Below are 14,494 nucleotides of genomic sequence, written 5' to 3'. Positions count from 1 at the left end.
GCGATGCGCGGCACGACGGCTCAGGAATTGGGGGGTCTCACACGGTGTACAACGGCATGCCCTCGACTAGACGGCGTCGGTTGGGGAGCAGCCTAGGGGCGAGGGAGGACCGGGGGACAGGGGTTTTTGGGGAGGGGCACGGGACGCCAAGCCGCCAGGCCCCGAACGCGCACGCGCGCCGTCCCGCGGCACCCCTGCACCCACCAAAACGGTGAAGGGCCAGGCCCGCCGGACGGACCTTGCCCTTCACCGTGATAGATCGAGTTGTCGCCTGCCGTCCGGAACAGCTAGTTGCCGGACAGCACCTTGTCGAGGAGCACCTCGGCATCATCCTTGGTGCTGCTCTCGGCGAGTGCCACCTCGCCGACCAGGATGTCGCGGGCCTTGGCGAGCATTCGCTTCTCTCCCGCCGACAGTCCGCGCTCACGCTCACGACGCCACAGGTCGCGGACCACCTCGGCCACCTTGAGCGGGTTGCCCGAGGCGAGCTTTTCGAGGTTGGCCTTGTACCTGCGCGACCAGTTCGTTGGTTCCTCGGTGTGCGGGGCGCGCAGGACGTCGAAGACCTTTCCGAGGCCCTCGGCGCCGACTACCTCGCGGACACCGACGATTTCCAGAGACTTGGCCGGAACCCGCACCGTCAGGTCGCCTTGTTCGACGCGAAGGACGAGGTACTCCTGCTCCTCGCCCCTAATGGTGCGTGTTTCGATCGCTTCGATGAGTGCGGCCCCGTGGTGGGGGTAGACAACGGTCTCGCCGACACTGAAACCCATAGGATCGGAACCCCTTTCGCTGTGTCAAGAGTAACACGGGGTTGCCATGTTTTTCGAGCTCAGCGAGCAGCGTTACCGCAGCTCAAGCGCTATGTGAGCGAATTCTCGCACGCCGTGAAGCCGCGTTTCGACGCCCGGTGACCGTCACTGTCCGCATCGGTGCCCGGGTGACCGATATGCAGCGCGGGGTCACTTCGCGTCACGTTCCGCTCAAGTGGGCGGTGTACAGCGTCAGCCCCGGTCCGAAGGCCATGGCGACGGTGTTGCCGCCTTCGGGGTTGTCCCGGCGGAGCCGTTCGAGGACCATCAGGATGGTCGCCGAGGAGCAGTTCCCGTGCTCCCGGAGCGTCTCTCGGGAGGCGGTCAGCGCCGACTCCGGCAAGGCCAGAGCCTTGCCCACGACGTCAAGGATACGCGGTCCCCCGGGGTGAACTGCGTACATGTCGACATCGGCGGGTGAAAGGTCCGGTTCGAGCAGCGCGGCGACCGTGTCGGCGGCGTGCCGGGCGAGGACGAGCGGCACGCGGGCCGACAGTCCCATGCGGAAACCGTGGTCGGTGACGTTCCAGGTCATGTCCTGGGCGTGGGCGGTGTCGGTGCGCGATGTGATGCGCCCGACTTCGAGCCCGGCGGGCGCGTCGGGCACCACGACGGCCGCGGCGGCGGCGTCGCTGAACAGCGAGTGCGCCACGGCCTGCTCGTTGTCGAAGACGCCGAGGGCGGCCGACGGCTGGAGGTGCAGGGTCGTCAGCTCGACGCACAGCAGCGCCGCCGGACGGCGGTGGAGCCGGACGTAGTCGGCGACGGCCGCCAGGCCGGGGATGGCCGCGTAGCAGCCCATGTGCCCGACCACGAGGCGCCGCATGTCGGAGGAGGCGCCCATGGACGCCGCCAGCCGGATGTCGAGCCCGGGCGTGGCGTAGCCGGTGCAGGACACCACGGCGAGCATGCCGAGTTCGGCGATGTCGACGTCGGAGGCGGCGAGCGCCTTGCCCAGGGCCTCTTCCCCCAGGGGGATCGACTCGGCCTCGTAGCGCAGCATCCGCTGGCCCGTCGACCACGTCGACACGTCGTCGATGCGGGGGTCGGCGACGCTGTGGCGCGTTTCGACGCCGGAGTGGGCGAAGATGCGCTCGGCGCGGCTGGAGTCGCCGCTGTGCGCCTTGAAGTAGGTCTCCCAGATCTCGTCCTGCCGGAAAGTCGGCGGCGTGGCCACGCCGATCCCGGTGATGACCGCGCGGCTCACCATCTCGGTCCCGTCCCGTCTCGATAGGGGTCGCCGCCCAGTGCGGCGACGCCGAGCCAGTCGGCGCACACGTCGGAGGTGGCCGGCTGGAGGGCGCCGCAGCGGGCGTCTCGGTATAGGCGTTCGGCGGGGCTGCCCCGGCGTGTCGCCGACGCGCCGGCGGCCTCCAGCATGGAGGCGGCGACCTCGGCGGCGGTGTCGCCGGCGACGAGCTTGGCGCGCCAGACCCAGCGGGGGGCCTCGGGGTCGCCGGCGTCGACGCGGCGGGCCGCCTCCATGACGGTCGCGTAGGCGGCCGACACGGCGGCGTCGGCGCGGCCGATGCGCGAGCGCACGTTGGCCAGGCCGCGCAGGTTGCGTTCGCCGGCGTGCGCTACGGCGGCGTCCACGGCCGCGCGGGCGACGCCGACGTAGACCGCCGCGTAGGACGCGACCATCCACTGTGGAGCAATCTCGGTGGCCAGCAGGGCGAGGCCCTCGACTCCGCCGAGCAGGGCGCCGGCCGGGACGTGCACGTCGAAGTCGACGTCGTGGGAGCCGGTGGCGCGCATGCCCATCGAGTCCCAGGTCTCGCGGACGGTGACGCCTTCGCCTGCGGGAACGAGGAACTGCGAGATGACCGGCTCGCGCTCACCGGCGCGGCGGGCGGCGACGAGGAAGCCGTCGGCGGCGGCCGAACCGGAGACGAAGGACTTCGAGCCCTTGATGTGGAAGCCGTCGGGCTCGACGGTGTAGGCCGTCGACATCGCCGACAGCCGCGCGCCGCTGCCGCGTTCGCTCATCGCCACCGAGTAGAGGCGGCCCTCGGCGGCCTCGCGCAGGATCTCGTCGCGGCGGTCGAAGTACTCCTCGGTCGCCCCGAGTTCCTCGGCGACCTCGTCGGGGGTCAGCGCGAGGACACCGGTGATGGACGAGTGCATGTTGAGGATCAGCGCGGTCGCGCCGTTGCCGCGGCCCAGTTCGTGGGCGAGGGCGGCGTAGTCGGCGAAGGATCTGCCCATCCCGCCGAGCCGTTCGGGAACGAGGAAGCCGAGCAGTCCGGCCGCGCGCAGCTGCGCGAAGTCCTCGGCGGGAAAGGAACCCTCGGCGTCATGGGCGGCGGCACGCTGGGCCATCCCGGCCCGCAGCCGTCTCACGTCAACCACTCTTGCGCCCCCAAGCCTGGTAGAGCACCGACACCGATCGCACGGGCACCATCGCCGGTGTTTCGGTGTCCTCTGTGACGGTACGGCGTCGCGATCGAGTCAGCCAGCGAATGAGCGGACCGAGACGCGGTCGCAATCCGCGCAGCTCCACCTCGACACCGTGGCGGGCGCACTCGGCGGCCAGTTCGCGCGGGGGGACGTAGAGCGCCGGGTCGTGCATGCCCTTCGGTGCCGCGTTGGGAATGCGTTCCCCGATGTGGACGGTCAGCGCGCGCGAGATCCACGTGTCGGCGAGGGTGTCGGCGACGAACAGTCCGCCGGGCCGCAGGACCCGGCAGGCCTCGCCGACGGCGGCGCGCCAGTCGGGGACGTGCTCCAGGATCTCCCCGGCGGCGACCACGTCGGCGCAGCCGTCCCGCAGCGGGAGCCGGGCGGCGTCGCCGCGGACCGGCACGACGCCGTGCGCGGTGGCCAGGCGCAGGCCGGTGTCGCCGAGGTCGACACCGAGGTGGGTGAAGCCGGTGACGTGGGGGGCGAGCAGCCCTCCGCCGCAGCCGACGTCGACCAGCAGCGCCCCCGGCCGGGGCGGCTCGCCGATCAGTCCGGCCCGCGCGCGGGCCAGCCAGTGCAGCATCGCGAAGGTCCCGCCGGGCAGCCACCACTCGCCGGACAGGTCGTCGTACTGACGTGGATCGTTGCGTCGCATCGTGGCTGAGCGTCCCACAGCCGCGCGGTCTCGTGCGCCGATCGCCCAAGGCCGCTAAGGTGCGCTCCATGGCAGCCATCCGCGCACTGATCCGGGCCTCCCATCCCGGACCCGCCGTGCTCGTCACGACGGTGGCGGTGCTGCTCGGAGTCGGGTTCGGCCGCACTCCGGCCGACATCGTCCTCATCGGACTGGCCGTGATGGCCGGTCAGCTGTCCATCGGCTGGCACAACGACCATCTCGACCTCGACCGCGACCTGGCCGCCGCCCGGCTCGACAAGCCTCTCGCGACCGGCGAGATCCCCGCCGGCGCGGTCCGCTGGGCCGTCGCGGTCTCGGCGGTCGCGTGCGTGGTGTTCTCGCTGCTCACCGGCCCGGCCGGCGGGGTGCTGCACATCGCGGCGGTCGCGAGCGCCTGGTCGTACAACCAGTTCTACAAGCACACGCCCTGGTCGGTGCTGCCCTTCGTGTTCTCCTTCGGGCTGCTGCCCGCCTTCGTCGCCGGCGGCCCGACCGCGGCTCCATGGTGGACGGTCCTGGCCGGCGGCCTGCTCGGCGGCGGAGCGCACTTCGCCAACGTCCTGCCCGACCTCGCCGACGACGCGGCCACCGGTGTGCGCGGTCTCCCGCACCGTTTCGGAAGGCTCGGCAGCGAACTGACCGCCGCGGGCCTGCTGCTGGCCGCCGCGATCATTCTGGCCGTGGCGATCGGGCGCTGGTACGCGCTGACCGGACTGGCCGTCGCCGTCATCGCCATCCCGGTGGGGCTGTGGCTCGGCCGCAACCACGGCGGCCGGATGGTCTTTCGGACGGTGATGGCGCTGGCGCTGGTCGACGTGGTGCTTTTGGTCGCCGGTTCGGCTAGCGTGACGGCATGAGGCACGACGGGGAACCGGTCATCGACCTCGACCTGAGCGTCGAGGGTCTGACCGCCGACGATGAGACCGCCGAACCCGGCGAGGACGTCCCGCGCTCGCGGCGGGCTTTACTGCTCGACCGCCTGCGCCGGCCTTGGCCCCGGCCGCTCATCGTGGCCCTCACCGCCGTCGTCTCGATCGGCGGCATGGCCGCGATCCAGCGCCCCGAGCCCGATCCCGAACCGGTGCCGCCGGTCGCGGCGCCGACGCCCGCGCCGGAGTACTTGTACGTCGCCCCCGGGCCCGACGGTCTCGACCCCGTCGACGAGGAGTACCTGATCGACGGGAGCGGCGAGTGGCACGTCACCGTCGAAAACCCCTTCGCGGAGATGCTCGGCGAGACCTCCGGCAAACTCGGCACGCCCGACGGCGAGGTCCTCGACCAGGCCACCGGCTTCGGCGACCTTCCGCACGGCTCGAACGAGCTCCCGCCGGGAAACTACATCCTTGAGTACGCCTGCTCGGCGACCGTCGACTTCGTGACCATGCGCCACCGATTGTCCACTATGGACGGCGTTGAGCTCGCCACCGGCGACCTGCCCTGCGACGGGCCCGCCGCCGAACTCGCCTTCACCCTCGAAGAGGCCGCTGTCCTTCGCTTCCAGGCACTCGGGCCCAATTCCGTGTACATCGGTTATTCATTCCGGGTCACCTCGGCGAAACGATGATCGGCCACCGTACGTCCACCCGATGAACACGGAAGAGGATTCCCGTTAGCCTGACCACATGGGGGCCAGCGACGCCACGGGGATCATCGACCTGGACCGATACACCGACGACGACATCGACGGCCGAGCCGCGACGGCCCACTGGATCCGGCGACTGCGGGGCCCTTGGCCGCGCCCGGTGCTGATCGCCGTGACCGCGCTCGTCACGATCGTCGCGACACTGGTGACGGTCCGCGCGACCGACGCCGACCCGGTCGCCGAACCGACCGCGATCGACCGGCCGGAGAACAGTCCGTGGGCGATCCTCTACGGCTCGGCCATGCTCAAGATCCGCGACGCCGGCCCGCCGGTCTTCGACGGGATCAACGCCGTCGACTCCGGCTACCGGCTGGAAGCGGCCCTCGCGCCCGGCGACTACCGCCTTGAGATCGCCTGCGCCTCGGAGCTCGGCGGGGTCGCCGTCGAGGTCCTGCTCAGCGACGGGACCGGTGACGTCGCCAACACGCACGCCGAATGCGACCTGGACCGCACCGACGCCCGTTTCACCATCGACGAGGCCGCCACCGTCTCCGTGTGGGTCGGCTCCTACCAGGAGGCCTCGACGGCCTATGCCTTCGCCGTCGTGGCCGAGTGAGCTTTTAGGGCGGGTTGCCCGGCCCGGCGACCGAGCACCAACTACTCTGTCTTCGGTCCAAGCGCATTGATGAGAGGGCAACCACCGTGACCGTCCGGATCGCACGTATCGGAGCCTGTCTGACGGCGGCTGCCGCACTAGTCATCGGTGTCAGCGCGTGCAGCGCGGGGCAGGTCACGCAGACCGCCGACACGGTCGCCGCCGTCCCCGGCGCCAACCTCACGGTCGGCGAGAACATCATGATGAACGACGTCATGGTCGCCTGGACCGGCCCGCAGGGCTACCCCACCGGCGGCAACGCCCCGCTGATCCTGCGCATCTTCAACAACGGTCCCGAGGCCGTCGTGCTGGAGGGCGTCAGCGTCGCCCCCGGTGACGACGACTCGCCCGGTGCCGCCGGCGTGCGCCTGGTCACCGACAGCGCGCCCGCGCCCAGTGACTCCGGCTCGCCGTCGGGCGACGCCAGTGGCGCCCCGGCGCCGGCGCCCGGATCCTCGGCGATCAACGTGACGATCCTGCCCAACGACATGCAGCAGCTCGTCCAGGGCGAGGGCCCGTACCTGGAGATCACCGGACTGACCGGCAAGTTCTCGCCCGGCGAGAGCCTGCTGATGACCTTCACGTTCACCGGCATGGAGCCGCTGACCGCCGAGATCCCGATGGGCCTGCCCATGGAGCCGGTCGAGCGCTCGCACGCGGAGTTCCCCGAGGAGGGCGAGGGTCACTAGCCCGCCGCTCCCGCAGTCGACGAACCCCCGTCCCAGGACGGGGGTTTCTCTATGCCCGCGCCTTGACGGCTAACGGTGTTAGCCGCGACTTGGAGGAGCGCCCCATGGCCGTCACCGCCCCCACCCCACTGCGACGCACCGCCCGCGCGGGCGCCGCGCGGGCCGTATGGGCCTTCGCGCACGGCATGGTCGTCCTCGAACTCGAAGACCGCTTCCCGCCCGACGCCGACCTCGACGCGGCGTGGCGCGTCGGGTGCGAGGCGTTCACCGGCACTGTCACACCCGGCGGCTAACCTCCCAGCATGGCCAAGCTCCCGCGCACCGCCTACGAATGCTCCGCCTGCGGTCACACCGTGGCCAAATGGCTGGGCCGCTGCCCGGACTGCGGCGAGTGGGGAACCATGGCCGAGACCACCCCCATGGCCTCGGCGAAGGCCACCCCCTCGCGCGCGCCGGCGGCGACCCGCAGCCTCACGCCCGCCATGTCCATTCGCGACGTCCCGGCCGAACCCGCACGCCACCGCCCCACCGGCGTCGGCGAGTTCGACCGCGTCCTCGGCGGCGGCCTCGTACCCGGCGGCGTGGTCCTGCTGGCCGGCGAGCCGGGCGTCGGCAAGTCGACGCTGCTGCTCGAAGTCGCCCACCGCTGGGCCGCCGGGGGCGGCGGGCCCGCCCTGATCGCCACCGGCGAGGAGTCGGCCTCACAGGTCCGGATGCGCGCCGACCGGCTCGGCGCCCTCCACCCCGACCTCATGATCGCCGCCGAGACCGACCTCGGCTCGGTCCTCGGCCACATCGAGGACACCAAGCCCGGCCTGCTCATCCTCGACTCGGTGCAGACGATCTCCACCACCGACGTCGACGGCGTCTCCGGCGGCGTCACACAGGTCCGCGCGGTCGCCTCGGCGCTCATCGCCGTCGCCAAGGCGCGCGGCATGGCGTGCGTGCTCGTCGGGCACGTGACCAAGGAGGGCACGATCGCCGGGCCGCGCGTGCTGGAGCACCTGGTCGACATGGTCGCGCACTTCGAAGGGGACCGGCACTCGGCGCTTCGCCTGCTGCGCGGCGTCAAGAACCGCTTCGGCCCCGCCGACGAGGTCGGCTGCTTCGAGATGACCGAGTCCGGCGTGATCAGCCTCCCCGACCCGGGCGGGCTCTTCCTCACCGAGAACAGCGAGCCCGTCCCCGGCACCTGCGTGACGGTGACCATGGAAGGCCGGCGGGCCATGCTCGTCGAGATCCAGGCCCTCGTCGGCGGCAGCGCCAAGGAAGGCGTGATCCCGCGCCGGACCGTCAGCGGCCTCGACGCCGCCCGGCTCAACATGGTGCTCGCCGTCCTGCACCGGCGCAGCGGGAAACGCGTCCTCGACCGCGAGGTCTACGCCGCCACCGTCGGCGGGATGCGCGTCACCGAACCCGGCGCCGACCTCGCCGTCTCCCTCGCCGTGTCGTCGTCGCTGTCGGAGGCACCCGTGTCGGCCGACATCGTGGCCATCGGTGAGGTCGGCCTCACCGGTGAGATCCGTCGCGTCCCCGCCGTCCCCCGCCGGCTGGCCGAGGCCGCCCGGCTGGGATTCCGGCAGGCGATCGTGCCGAAGGGCTGCGGCGGCGAGGCACCGAAAGGAATGACCGTGAGCGAAGCGGGCAGCGTCGACGAGGCGCTGCGGCTGTCGGCGATGAGATGGGCGGGGCGGGGGTAGGCCCGGGACGTGCCCTGGTCGCCGGGACCGGGGCACTGGCTACTCTCGGAGGCGTGCTCACGCTGCCTGGTCGCGGGCCCTGTGGGCGGCAGCGGCCCTGGGGCACTGGCTACTCTCGGAGGCGTGCTCACTCCGATGGTAGGAACCGGGACCGACGTCCACGCCTTCGCCGAAGGCCGCCCCTGCTGGCTCGCCGGGATCCTCTGGGAAGGCGTCGACGGCCTCGACGGGCACAGCGACGGTGACGTCGCCTGTCACGCCGCCTCCAGCGCGCTGCTGTCCGCCGCCGGGCTCGGCGACCTCGGCAGCAACTTCGGGACCAGCCGCCCCGAATGGTCCGGCGCCTCCGGTGTGAGCCTCCTCGTCGAGTCCGCCCGCCGCGTCCGCGCCATCGGCTTCGACATCGGCAACGTCGCCGTCCAGGTCATCGGCGTCAAACCCCGCCTCGGACCCCGCCGCGCCGAAGCCGAACGGGTCATGACCGAGGCCATCGGCGCGCCCGTCCGGCTGTCGGCGACCACGACCGACGGCCTCGGCTTCACCGGCCGCGGCGAAGGCCTCGCCGCGACCGCCGTCGCGCTGGTGTTCTCCGACCGGCGCGACTACGTCGCACCCGGCAGCCCGGCGTGAACCCGCCCGAAGAGGCCGAGGGCTACATCTCCCGCGCCGAACTCCTCATCGAGCTCAGCCGCTACGACGAGGCCCGCGAAGAACTCGCCGCCGCGCTGCTCCACCACCCCCACAACGTCGACGCGCTGTCCCTCCTCGCCATCGTCGAGTTCCAGGCATCCCAGCCAGAGGACGCCCTCACCGCCGCCGATGCCGCCCTCGCGCTCGACCCCGCCGACGACCGCGCACTCCGCCTGCGCGGCTACGCCCTCGCCCGCCTCGGACGCGTCGAGGACGCCGTCGCCGCCGCCGAGAAGCTCCTCGACGTCGACCGGCTCGCCTGGTGGCGGCACATGCACTACGCCCTCATCCGCGCCTCCGCCCGCAACGGGCAGGAAGCCCTCGACGCCGCCTGGCAGGCCATCCGCCTCGCCCCCGACCGGCCCGAACCGCACGCCGCGCTCGCCTCGATCGCCGAGATGCTGGGCCTCGCCGACCTCGCCGCCCGCGCCAAACGCGCCGCCGAACGCCTCGGCTCCGACACCGAGGGCAACTGGAAGGCCTCGGAGCACCTGCACCTCTACTTCGGGCGCAGCGACCCCCGCCCCGCCGAACCCCTCGTCAGGGAACCCGCCACGCACATCACCGACCGGCTCGCCACGATCGTCCGCTACGGCGCGGCCTTCCCGATCGCGGCGCCGCTGATGATCGCCCTCATGTCGGGCGGCATGGCCGGCACCGCGCGCGTCCTGGCGGCGGTGTTCGCCGTCCTCGCCGGGACCGGCCTGATCCTGGCGGTCCGCCGGCTCCCGCAGCCGATCATGCCGGTCCTGAAATCCCTCGACGGGTCCGACCGCTGGCTGGAGGTGGCGCTCGCCTGCGTCGGCGCGTCGCCGGTCGTGCTGCTCTGCTACGCGGCGATCGCCTCGCCGCTGCTGCTGGCGCTGACGATGCTGCTGGGGTTCGTGGGGCTGTACGCGTTCGTGATGCGCGGGAGGTAGGTATACGCGCTCGTTGATTCGCGTATACTTCGCCCGTGTCCGAAACCACGATCAAAGTAGATTCGGCGCTACGTGATCGGTTGAAGGCCGCGGCCGAGCGTGAGGGAGTCGGCATGGGAACGCTCATCGCGCGACTCCTGGACGAGGCTCCCGAAGGTGCGGATCCGGTGGAGTGGCTCGTTGAGGCTGCACGTCGCCGCCGCGCGCAGGAAAGCGTGGCCACGGCATTGGCATCGGCGGGGATTCCTGTTCCCAGCCCGACTGAGCAGGCCGTCTACCGGGCTCACGCGGCCGAACTCAGGGCGCGAATGACGCCGGGGCTGATCGACGAAGCTCGCCGCATGTGGGCGGGTTTCGCCGACGGAAGCGCCTGACGTGGAGCCGCTCCCGTATGTTCTCGATACGACCGCGCTGCACGCTTACTGTCATGGATCCCTGCGTCTCGGCCACATCCTGACCGAAGCGGCCGAGAGTGCCGTCCACGTCTACCTTCCCGTCCTGTGCCTCACCGAGACTCATCGTGACCTCGCCTACGCCGAGACCACGCCGCTGCGCGTGCTGACGGCCACCGTTCCCGGGATCATGCAGGTCGCCTTGGATCCCGTTGACGCCGCGTACGTCGGGTCGGCCGCGAGGCACCTCGAAGAGAAGTCCGGGCGCCGTCCCCGCCTCGGGCTGGTGCAGGCCGCCCATCTGGCCATGCGCCACGCAGCGGTGCTGGTGACCGACTCCGAGGTGACCGAGCTGCTGCCGTACGGGTGGCCGACCGAGCAGCCGTGAGGTATCGCGCCGGCGAGCCGATCGCACCCGGCCGAACGAGCCTGGCGGCGCGAGAGCCGGACCCCGAAAAGGCCCGGCTCCCACCGCTGTCTGCCCGCTAGTCCGCCCTACCCCGACTTGCGCGCCCAGGTCCAGGCGTAGCCCGGGTCCTCGCAGCGCAGTCCGGCGTCGCAAAGGTCGAGCGGCCGGAAGGTGTCGACCATGACGGCGAGCTCGTCGAAGTAGTCGATCCCGATCGCGCGCTCGGCCGCGCCCGGCTGAGGTCCGTGCGTGAAACCGCTGGGGTGCAGCGAGATCGAGCCCTGCCCGATGCCGGATCCCTTGCGGGCCTCGTAGTTCCCACCGGTGTAGAACAGGACCTCGTCACTGTCCACATTGTGGTGGTTGTACGGGACCGGGATCGCCAGCTCGTGGTAGTCGACCTTGCGCGGCACGAAGGAGCAGATGACGAAGTTGGGCCCTTCGAAGGTCTGGTGCACCGGCGGCGGCTGGTGCACGCGGCCGGTGATCGGCTCGAAGTCGGCGATGTTGAACACCCACGGGTAGAGGTGCCCGTCCCAGCCGACGACGTCGAAGGGGTGGTTGGCGTAGGTGAACTTCGTCCACCCGATACCGCCCCGGATCCGGTGCTGCACCAGGACTTCGACGTCCTCGCCGTCGACCAGCAGCGGCTCCTCGGGCCCCCGGATGTCACGCTCGCAGTAGGGCGCGTGCTCCAGCAGCTGGCCGCGCACCGACAGGTACCGCTTGGGCGGTGTGATGTGCCCGGTCGCCTCCACCACGAGCGTCCGCAGTGGAGCATCACCCGTCGGCACGATGCGGTGGGTCGTCGAGGTCGGCACGATCAGATAGTCGCCCTGACCGATCTCCAGGGCCCCGAAGCTCGTCTCCACCCGCGCGCTGCCCGACTCGACGTAGACGCACTCGTCGCCGATGGCGTTGCGGTACAGCGGACTCGGCCGGTCGGCGACCGCGTAGGAGATCCGGCAGTCCTCGTTGGCCAGAAGGTGCTGGCGTCCCAGGATCGGGTCGGCGCCATCGACGTCGAGCTTGTGCGTCGACAGGTGCCGCGGCTTCAGCGGAAGGTTCGCCTCCCGCGTCAGCGGCTGCGGCGGCGTGAACACGTCGCTGCCGGTGATCGCCGTCGGCAGGAAGCGGTGGTACAGCAGGGAGGAGTCGGAGGAGAATCCCTCGACCCCCATCAGCTCCTCGGCGTACAGCGACCCGTCCGGTTGCCGGAACTGGGTGTGCCGCTTCGGTGGGATCTCGCCGATCCGGCGGTAGTAAGGCATCGTTGCCCCTCCTCGCAGGTGCGCAGTGCGGTTTCGCCCGCCGCGCCGTACTCGGACAACAGTACGGTTGGTTCACCGCCGCCGCGCCCTTGTCCTCTCTTTGGAGCATCGACTACCGTGGGTGTCCGTGTCAACCGGGCTACCTTTGGGCATGATCCCGCCCCTATTCCGTGGTTTCGTCGACGACGCGGCAGTCTTCCCACCAGGAAGCGCGTCCCTTCCCGACGCCGTGCGCGCTCACCTCGATCATCGCGTGAGGTGGTACCGCGAACTCGTCGGCCCGCTGCTGGTGAAGACGAGCCAACTCACTGAATTGCCCGCCCTCCTCGACCGCTACTGGGACGGCTCGGGCGAGTTCCGGATCGGCGTCGTCGCCGACACCGGCATCGCCCCGGTCGCCAAGGCGCTCGACGGCCTCCCCGGCGGCGTCCGCGCCGTCCAGATCGAGGCCCCGGTCGCCAAACGCGGCGAGGACCCGATGCCCGGCGTCGCCGAACTCAAGGCCACCGTCGGCGACTGGGGCGAGATCCTCGTCTACGGCGAGATCCCCCTGACCTTCGGCCTCCACGAGGCCCTCGACCAGTTCACCGGGACCGTCATCACGCCGAAGTTCCGCACCGGCGGCCTGCTCGCCGAGCTCTTCCCGACCCCCGACGAGCTCGCCGCGGTCATCGTCGCCTGCGTCGAGCGCTCGCTGCGGATCAAGCTCACCGCCGGTCTGCACCACGCCGCGCGCCACACCGACCGCTCGACGGGCTTCACCCATCACGGGTTCCTGAACGTGCTGCTGGCGTGCGTGCGGGCCGTCGAAGGGGCGGACGCCGCGAGGGTCGCTGAAGCCTTGCGTCACACTGATCCACGTCCGCTCGTTGACGTTACGTACGAGCTGCGTGACACCGAGCGCCCGCTGTGGGCCGGTTTCGGGTCGTGCAGCGTCACCGAACCGCTCGACGACCTGATCGGTCTCGGGCTGATTGAGGAGCCTGTACAGCCATGACGTGGGTCGCCAGCGCCGTCGACAGTCGCTACGGAGTCGAGAACCTTCCCTACGGCGTGTACTCCACGCCCGACAACGCCGTTCCCCGCCTCGGGGTCCGCATCGGCGACGAGGTGCTCGACCTGCGCCGTCTCGCCGAGGCCGGTCAGTGCGCGAACTGCCCCACGTGCAGCGCGCTGCGCGCACCGATGCTCAACCCCTTCATGGCCCTCGGCCGTGACGTGTGGTCGACCGTGCGCGGCCAGGTCCAGTCGGCGCTCACCGAGCCCGACATGGAACAGCACCTGCGGTCCATGCTGTCGCCGATCTCGACGGTGACGATGCACCCGCCGTTCATGGTCGCCGACTACGTGGACTTCTACTCCTCGGAGCACCACGCCACCAACCTCGGCCGGCTCTTTCGGCCCGACGCCGAGCCCCTGCTGCCGAACTGGAAGCACCTCCCCGTCGGCTACCACGGCCGCGGCGGGACCGTCGTGCCCAGCGGAACGCCCATCGTGCGGCCCAACGGGCAGCGCAAGACCCCCGACGGCGACATCGTCTTCGGCCCCTCGGCCCGGCTCGACATCGAGGCCGAGGTCGGCTTCGTCGTCGGTGTCCCCACCGCGCTGGGGCACCCCGTGTCGGCCGATGAGTTCCGCGACCACGTGTTCGGCCTGACCCTGGTCAACGACTGGTCCGCCCGCGACATCCAGGCGTGGGAATACGTGCCGCTCGGCCCCTTCCTCGGCAAGTCCTTCGCCACCACCGTCTCCGCCTGGGTGACGCCCCTCGACGCGCTCGACGACGCCGAGATCACCGCACCCGAGCAGGATCCCGAAGTGCTGCCGTACCTGGCCGAGAAGGACCGCTACGGCTACGACCTGCGCATGTCGGTGAAGTGGAACGGAACAGAGGTCTCCCGGCCGCCCTTCGCCGACATGTACTGGACTCCCGCCCAGCAACTGGCGCACATGACCGTCAACGGAGCGGCCCTGCGCACCGGCGACCTGTACGCCTCCGGAACCGTGTCCGGACCGGCCGCCCATCAGCGCGGAAGCTTCCTGGAACTCACCTGGGGCGGCAAAGAGCCGATCACCCTCGGCGACGGCTCGACCCGCACCTTCCTTGAGGACGGTGACACCGTCGAGCTCAACGCCACGGCCATGGGCACCGAAGGCCGGCTGATCGCACTCGGCGAGGTAGCCGGAACCGTGCACTCGCACTAGGGCGTGTCCTGGTGATCACTGCGGGGCTGCGGCGGACTCGTTTTCCCCCTGGCGGCACCGTTCTTTCGCCCAGGTACAACACCGGTACCA

General features: G+C 71.1%; 17 protein-coding genes. 12 read left to right on the top strand and 5 right to left on the bottom strand.

The annotated features are described in order from the left end of the window. Positions 1 to 287: 287 nt before the first annotated feature. The 4 genes from AB0I28_RS38850 to AB0I28_RS38835 all read right to left on the bottom strand — a co-directional run bounded on the left by AB0I28_RS38850 (position 288) and on the right by AB0I28_RS38835 (position 3,870). Complete coding sequence (locus AB0I28_RS38850) at positions 288 to 773, bottom strand: CarD family transcriptional regulator (RefSeq protein WP_357501143.1); 486 nt, start codon at positions 771 to 773, stop codon at positions 288 to 290. Positions 774 to 972: 199 nt separating this feature from the next. Further along, the gene (locus AB0I28_RS38845; protein ID WP_357501142.1) at positions 973 to 2,022 is read right to left on the bottom strand and encodes a 3-oxoacyl-[acyl-carrier-protein] synthase III C-terminal domain-containing protein; all 1,050 of its coding nucleotides are present in this window, start codon (positions 2,020 to 2,022) and stop codon (positions 973 to 975) included. Beyond that, positions 2,016 to 3,134: an acyl-CoA dehydrogenase family protein gene (locus tag AB0I28_RS38840; protein ID WP_357501158.1), complete on the bottom strand. Its 1,119-nt coding sequence runs from the start codon at positions 3,132 to 3,134 to the stop codon at positions 2,016 to 2,018. The genes AB0I28_RS38845 and AB0I28_RS38840 overlap by 7 nt, the downstream gene beginning before the upstream one ends. 22 nt (positions 3,135 to 3,156) lie before the next feature. After that, positions 3,157 to 3,870: a methyltransferase domain-containing protein gene (locus tag AB0I28_RS38835; protein WP_357501141.1), complete on the bottom strand. Its 714-nt coding sequence runs from the start codon at positions 3,868 to 3,870 to the stop codon at positions 3,157 to 3,159. Positions 3,871 to 3,938: 68 nt separating this feature from the next. Here AB0I28_RS38835 and AB0I28_RS38830 point away from each other — a divergent pair, with 68 nt between their 5' ends. The 10 genes from AB0I28_RS38830 to AB0I28_RS38785 all read left to right on the top strand — a co-directional run bounded on the left by AB0I28_RS38830 (position 3,939) and on the right by AB0I28_RS38785 (position 10,907). Beyond that, positions 3,939 to 4,748: a UbiA family prenyltransferase gene (locus tag AB0I28_RS38830; protein ID WP_357501140.1), complete on the top strand. Its 810-nt coding sequence runs from the start codon at positions 3,939 to 3,941 to the stop codon at positions 4,746 to 4,748. Beyond that, complete coding sequence (locus AB0I28_RS38825) at positions 4,745 to 5,455, top strand: hypothetical protein (RefSeq protein WP_357501139.1); 711 nt, start codon at positions 4,745 to 4,747, stop codon at positions 5,453 to 5,455. The genes AB0I28_RS38830 and AB0I28_RS38825 overlap by 4 nt, the downstream gene beginning before the upstream one ends. Before the next feature lie 58 nt (positions 5,456 to 5,513). Next, a complete protein-coding gene (locus tag AB0I28_RS38820; protein WP_357501138.1) occupies positions 5,514 to 6,089 on the top strand; it encodes a hypothetical protein in 576 nt (191 codons plus the stop codon). Positions 6,090 to 6,175: 86 nt separating this feature from the next. Then, entirely contained in the window at positions 6,176 to 6,817 is a 642-nt protein-coding gene (locus AB0I28_RS38815) for a hypothetical protein (protein WP_357501137.1), read from the top strand. Positions 6,818 to 6,921: 104 nt separating this feature from the next. Further along, on the top strand, positions 6,922 to 7,110 hold the full coding sequence (locus AB0I28_RS38810) for a WHG domain-containing protein (protein WP_357501136.1): 189 nt from the start codon (positions 6,922 to 6,924) through the stop codon (positions 7,108 to 7,110). 9 nt (positions 7,111 to 7,119) lie between these two features. Next, positions 7,120 to 8,517 (top strand): DNA repair protein RadA, encoded by a 1,398-nt coding sequence (gene radA, locus AB0I28_RS38805; protein ID WP_357501135.1) that lies wholly within the window; start codon positions 7,120 to 7,122, stop codon positions 8,515 to 8,517. Positions 8,518 to 8,652: 135 nt separating this feature from the next. Continuing rightward, on the top strand, positions 8,653 to 9,147 hold the full coding sequence (gene ispF, locus AB0I28_RS38800; protein WP_357501157.1) for a 2-C-methyl-D-erythritol 2,4-cyclodiphosphate synthase: 495 nt from the start codon (positions 8,653 to 8,655) through the stop codon (positions 9,145 to 9,147). Then, positions 9,144 to 10,127: a tetratricopeptide repeat protein gene (locus tag AB0I28_RS38795; RefSeq protein WP_357501134.1), complete on the top strand. Its 984-nt coding sequence runs from the start codon at positions 9,144 to 9,146 to the stop codon at positions 10,125 to 10,127. The genes ispF and AB0I28_RS38795 overlap by 4 nt, the downstream gene beginning before the upstream one ends. A 35-nt stretch (positions 10,128 to 10,162) precedes the next feature. Then, positions 10,163 to 10,501 carry a hypothetical protein gene (locus AB0I28_RS38790; protein WP_357501133.1) on the top strand — a complete coding sequence of 113 codons (339 nt, stop codon included), beginning with the start codon at positions 10,163 to 10,165 and terminating at the stop codon, positions 10,499 to 10,501. A gap of 1 nt (position 10,502) precedes the next feature. Beyond that, positions 10,503 to 10,907, top strand: a complete 405-nt coding sequence (locus AB0I28_RS38785; RefSeq protein ID WP_357501132.1) for a hypothetical protein — start codon at positions 10,503 to 10,505, stop codon at positions 10,905 to 10,907. A 107-nt stretch (positions 10,908 to 11,014) separates the two neighbouring features. On the opposite strand, the gene AB0I28_RS38780 is transcribed toward AB0I28_RS38785, so the two are convergent. Next, positions 11,015 to 12,199, bottom strand: a complete 1,185-nt coding sequence (locus AB0I28_RS38780) for a cupin domain-containing protein (RefSeq protein WP_357501131.1) — start codon at positions 12,197 to 12,199, stop codon at positions 11,015 to 11,017. A 151-nt stretch (positions 12,200 to 12,350) separates the two neighbouring features. Between AB0I28_RS38780 and AB0I28_RS38775 the strand changes: the two genes are divergently transcribed. Beyond that, positions 12,351 to 13,196 (top strand): hypothetical protein, encoded by an 846-nt coding sequence (locus AB0I28_RS38775; RefSeq protein WP_357501130.1) that lies wholly within the window; start codon positions 12,351 to 12,353, stop codon positions 13,194 to 13,196. Beyond that, a complete protein-coding gene (gene fahA, locus AB0I28_RS38770) occupies positions 13,193 to 14,404 on the top strand; it encodes a fumarylacetoacetase (RefSeq protein ID WP_357501129.1) in 1,212 nt (403 codons plus the stop codon). The genes AB0I28_RS38775 and fahA overlap by 4 nt, the downstream gene beginning before the upstream one ends. The last annotated feature ends 90 nt before the right edge of the window (positions 14,405 to 14,494 follow it).

The sequence above is a fragment of the Phytomonospora sp. NPDC050363 genome (assembly GCF_040655735.1).
Lineage (GTDB): Bacteria > Actinomycetota > Actinomycetes > Mycobacteriales > Micromonosporaceae > Phytomonospora.
Note: the sequence above shows the minus strand (reverse complement) of the source record. Positions and strands in the feature narration are given on the sequence as shown.

Excerpts from the sequence above, each read along its gene's own strand:
- AB0I28_RS38775 (WP_357501130.1), top strand. The coding sequence starts at position 12,351 with ATGATCCCGCCCCTATTCCGTGGTTTCGTCGACGACGCGGCAGTCTTC.
- AB0I28_RS38845 (WP_357501142.1), bottom strand. The coding sequence starts at position 2,022 with ATGGTGAGCCGCGCGGTCATCACCGGGATCGGCGTGGCCACGCCGCCG.
- fahA (WP_357501129.1), top strand. The coding sequence starts at position 13,193 with ATGACGTGGGTCGCCAGCGCCGTCGACAGTCGCTACGGAGTCGAGAAC.
- AB0I28_RS38825 (WP_357501139.1), top strand. The coding sequence starts at position 4,745 with ATGAGGCACGACGGGGAACCGGTCATCGACCTCGACCTGAGCGTCGAG.
- AB0I28_RS38840 (WP_357501158.1), bottom strand. The coding sequence starts at position 3,134 with ATGGCCCAGCGTGCCGCCGCCCATGACGCCGAGGGTTCCTTTCCCGCC.
- AB0I28_RS38820 (WP_357501138.1), top strand. The coding sequence starts at position 5,514 with ATGGGGGCCAGCGACGCCACGGGGATCATCGACCTGGACCGATACACC.
- ispF (WP_357501157.1), top strand. The coding sequence starts at position 8,653 with ATGGTAGGAACCGGGACCGACGTCCACGCCTTCGCCGAAGGCCGCCCC.
- AB0I28_RS38850 (WP_357501143.1), bottom strand. The coding sequence starts at position 773 with ATGGGTTTCAGTGTCGGCGAGACCGTTGTCTACCCCCACCACGGGGCC.
- AB0I28_RS38835 (WP_357501141.1), bottom strand. The coding sequence starts at position 3,870 with ATGCGACGCAACGATCCACGTCAGTACGACGACCTGTCCGGCGAGTGG.
- AB0I28_RS38810 (WP_357501136.1), top strand. The coding sequence starts at position 6,922 with ATGGCCGTCACCGCCCCCACCCCACTGCGACGCACCGCCCGCGCGGGC.
- AB0I28_RS38830 (WP_357501140.1), top strand. The coding sequence starts at position 3,939 with ATGGCAGCCATCCGCGCACTGATCCGGGCCTCCCATCCCGGACCCGCC.
- AB0I28_RS38780 (WP_357501131.1), bottom strand. The coding sequence starts at position 12,199 with ATGCCTTACTACCGCCGGATCGGCGAGATCCCACCGAAGCGGCACACC.
- radA (WP_357501135.1), top strand. The coding sequence starts at position 7,120 with ATGGCCAAGCTCCCGCGCACCGCCTACGAATGCTCCGCCTGCGGTCAC.